Source organism: Microbacterium sp., from assembly GCF_036277215.1.
GTDB lineage: Bacteria > Actinomycetota > Actinomycetes > Actinomycetales > Microbacteriaceae > Microbacterium.
Window position 1 is genome coordinate 1 of the sequence record NZ_DASUNI010000271.1, and the last position, 3,621, is coordinate 3,621.

General features: G+C 68.5%; 4 protein-coding genes and 1 pseudogene. 4 read left to right on the forward strand and 1 reads right to left on the reverse strand.

Translation table 11 applies throughout. The features are described 5' to 3' along the window. Window positions 1-485: 485 nt before the first annotated feature. Complete coding sequence (locus tag VFX99_RS13415) at window positions 486-797, forward strand: hypothetical protein (protein ID WP_329666796.1); 312 nt, start codon at window positions 486-488, stop codon at window positions 795-797. A 504-nt stretch (window positions 798-1,301) separates the two neighbouring features. On the opposite strand, the gene VFX99_RS13420 is transcribed toward VFX99_RS13415, so the two are convergent. Beyond that, entirely contained in the window at window positions 1,302-2,207 is a 906-nt protein-coding gene (locus tag VFX99_RS13420; protein WP_329666797.1) for an oxygenase MpaB family protein, read from the reverse strand. Window positions 2,208-2,343: 136 nt separating this feature from the next. Here VFX99_RS13420 and VFX99_RS13425 point away from each other — a divergent pair, with 136 nt between their 5' ends. The 3 genes and pseudogenes from VFX99_RS13425 to VFX99_RS13435 form a co-directional block, all read left to right on the forward strand. Beyond that, window positions 2,344-2,904 (forward strand): DNA polymerase III subunit gamma/tau, encoded by a 561-nt coding sequence (locus VFX99_RS13425; protein ID WP_329666798.1) that lies wholly within the window; start codon window positions 2,344-2,346, stop codon window positions 2,902-2,904. Further along, window positions 2,901-3,257 (forward strand): bacitracin resistance protein, encoded by a 357-nt coding sequence (locus VFX99_RS13430; protein ID WP_329666799.1) that lies wholly within the window; start codon window positions 2,901-2,903, stop codon window positions 3,255-3,257. The genes VFX99_RS13425 and VFX99_RS13430 overlap by 4 nt, the downstream gene beginning before the upstream one ends. 152 nt (window positions 3,258-3,409) lie before the next feature. Next, window positions 3,410-3,621: pseudogene (locus tag VFX99_RS13435) on the forward strand (phosphoglycerate dehydrogenase); the annotation flags it as partial.

Genomic DNA, 3,621 nt, shown 5'->3' on the forward strand with positions numbered 1-3,621 from the left:
AGGTCAACGGTGTCACCTCCGGACGGATACCGGATGAGTACCCCGCAGCCGTCGAGCTAATACCGGGGTTGGCCAGCGTGGGAGCTGGTCGCATCGCAGCGACCCGAGTCTCGGAAGGACCGGACAATGAATCACCAGACCTACACCTCGTACCGTCTGTACCAAGCCACTGCGGCCCACGAAGAGCGTGAACGTGAGCTGCGCCGACAGATCTTGGAGCGAAAGGCGCTCGATGAGCCCGCGGCGGTTTCGATGCGCCGGCGCTCGAGCGCCTGGCGCCGATTGCTGGTGCGCGCTCACCTCGCCCATCGGCCCGCGTGACCGCAGCCCGCGCTGATCACACGCGTGTATCAGCACCGTGCTGCGCCCGCTCCTCCCAATGACCCGGATCAGCGAAGATCCGGGCTGATCAGGAGGAAGTCATGAACGCCAACTCGAAGGGCCGGTCGCAGACCGCTACGTCTCGTTTGACGCGAGGCATCGGCGTGGCCGCGCTCAGCACCATCCTCGTCACCGGGCTTGCCGGCTGCATGACCGGTCGTACCGATGTCGACGGTCCTGTGTCCTTGAACCGCAACCCGGCCGCACCTGCCGGTGTCAGCCTGACGCAGACGGCCGATCGCATCGAGGCTCAGCTCGCGCAGCAGGCGACGCAAACGAACCCCTACCCGGGAGTGCCCGCCGACCGCATCGCCGAGCAGCTCGCGCGCCAGTCGGACGGCAGCGCGCAGGCTGCGCCGACCAACCCCTCCCCGGGAATGCCGGCCGACCGCATCGAACGCCTGCTGCAGCAGTGAGCGGGTCATCCGACGCATCGTGAGTGTGCCCGGCTGAAGGCGGATCCATCGACCTCCGCCGTCAGCCGGGCACATTCGCGTGCGTGTGAGGCTCATCGGGTGCGGGCAGCCCGTCGACTGTCGGATGGTCGAAGGGCCGGATATCGGCCGGATACCGGCGAATCCGGCGTCGATACCCGCTCGAGTGACTCTCGACTCAGCCCCGCGATCGCGGGGCGGACACGAGAGGAACGATCATGTACGCACGAATCAGCACCGAACCCGTATCCGCACGCTGGCGCGCTGCTCGCCATGTCGGTGCGGCCCTCGCCGCTGTCGCCCTCGCGGGAGGTCTCGTGGCCTGCGAGTCTGGTGGGGCTTCGAACCCGATGGCACCGGAAATACGCCGGAACGCTCCTGGTGCGGACCGCACCCCATCGCCTGACAGCGTCGAAGAGCAGATCCGCCGTCACCGGTCCGAGCTCGACGGCGGCACACCTCGCGCGGCCGGCGGCAACTGGCGATTCAACTGAGCAGACTCTCGCGTTGCAGCCGCGCGATGCGGTCCAGCGCCGCCTCTTCGGACGTGGACCGCTCACCCAGCAACGAGCGCGCGGTCCGCAGCACCGCGCCGGTGGCGGGAACGGGCAGGAGCGGGAACGCGTTCAGCCCCAGCATCCGTCGATGTTCGGGGTCGAGTGAAGTGACCGCGCCGGCGAACATGATCCGATACGCCGGAATCATCCCCTTCGCCAGCGGCGGACGACGGATGAAGCGCACCACGTCAAGGACGCGAGCGTCGGTCTTGAGGATGCCGGCATCCGCCACGGCACGGATCCGGCCACGCAGCTCCGCGGCCGTCGTCGGCGGATCGGCGACGCCGACCAGGGCACCCGCGCTCGCCCATTCCCGGACGTAGGCGTCGGGACCGCCCGGGATCTCCGCCTCCCATATCTCGTGACAGGTCAGGAACGAGTCCGTGAAGGCGAGATGCACCCACTCGATCAGCTCGGGGTCGCTCGCGCGGTAGGTGCTCGGCGCCCCGAACGCGTCGACATACTCGCCCTCGACACGACGATGCAGACTCCGCACCATCGCCGACGAACGCTCTGCGGCTGCGCGATCGCCGAATGTGACGGTCATCAGCCAGCGGATCGTGCCGGCGAGCCGGCCGAGCGGATCCTCGCGGTAGCGAGACCAGTCGTGCACACCCGCCATGGCACCCGGATGCAAGGCTTGGACGAGGAGGGCGCGGATGCCGGCGACCATCGTGGCCATGCCGCCGTGCACCGCCCACGATGCCGATCCGGGACCGAAGAAGCCGGCATCGTCACCTCGGGCGAGTTCTCTCACCCACTGCGGTGACCCGTCGTCGGTCCCCGAGAGGGTCTGCAGCAGGTGCGATCGCCAACGATCGCGGACCTGTGCCATACCGCCAGTACATCACGCGTGCACAGGCCCAGGGCCGACGATCGAGGACCGCTTCTGTATGACTGCGCGCACGGTCGAGCGGGCCGGGATCGCGCGGCCGACCGCTGCGCCGACCCCGCGAGGCTACGCTGGCCACATGGCCCCCGGCAGAGACGACGACGCGCTGGCGTGGGACGGTGACGACGACCCCACTCTCGACGTCGGAACGGCATCGAAGGCGCACGGTGCCGAACGTGCCACCGACGCACCTGAGCGGATTCCCGCCGACCCGTTGACCGAACACACCGCGGATGCCGCTCCCCAGGCCCTGCCGGACGGCTACACGGCCGTGGGCAAGGGGAGTGACGGGGTCGGACGTGTCCACGCCGACGGATCGGTCACGATGCCCGGGGATCGCGTGCCCATGAGCAATGCGACGCTGATCAGCCTCGGCATCCTCGGCGGTGTCTATCTGATCTACGCGATCGGGTGGCTCATCGGCGGTCTGCGGCTGCAGGGCCGCGCGCAGTACCTGGTCACCGACATCATGTACCAGGGGAGCCTCTGGCTCGCCGTCCTCGCGCCGCTCCTGTGGTTCGCCACGGTGTTCCTGCTGACGCTGCGCGCCAAGCCGTGGGTCCGCTTCACCTGGCTGGTAGCGGGTGTCGTGCTCCTGCTGCCCTGGCCGTTCGTCATGATCGGGGCGGTGGGACAGTGAGCGATGCGACGACGGATGCCGCGGCATCAGCTGGTCGGCGGAATCCCACGTGGCTCGTGGCCACGATCGCCGGAGCGTTCGGCCTCTTCTACGCCTACGCGGTGTGGAATGCGCTCGGCAATCTGATCCAGGCCGCTCAGCTGCCCACCGGGATGAACGGCCTCGGCTGGTTCATCTGGATCTTCGCAACCGTGTTCCCGATCCTCGTGTTCGGGTTCTCGTTCGCGCTCGGTTACCGGCGGCCCGCACACCACTTCATCCTCGTGATGTTCACCGGGCTGGCGCTGGTGGCGGTGTTCTGGCTGAATGTCGTGGCGTACACGACGCTCAACACCGCGTCGCTGCTCGCCTGAGAGCGAGTGCTCAAGCGTCACGAGAACCAGGTCGTCCGGCGCGAGCAAGTAGAGTGTCAGGTGAATGCGCCCCCGATGGCGTGCGGCGCAGCATCCCACTCTCGTCTTCCGGCCGCAGCCCGCGCGCCCACCGCTCCAAAGGATCCGCTGTCGTGCCGAAGCCTGTCGTGCTCATCGCCGAAGAACTCTCTCCCGCCACGATCGACGCCCTCGGGCCGGACTTCGATGTCCGTCAGGTCGACGGCACCGACCGTCCGGCGCTGCTCGGTGCCCTCGCCGACGCCCATGCGGTGCTCGTGCGCTCAGCGACCAAGATCGATGCCGAGGCGCTCGAAGCGGCGCCGCAGCTGAAGGTCGTCGCACG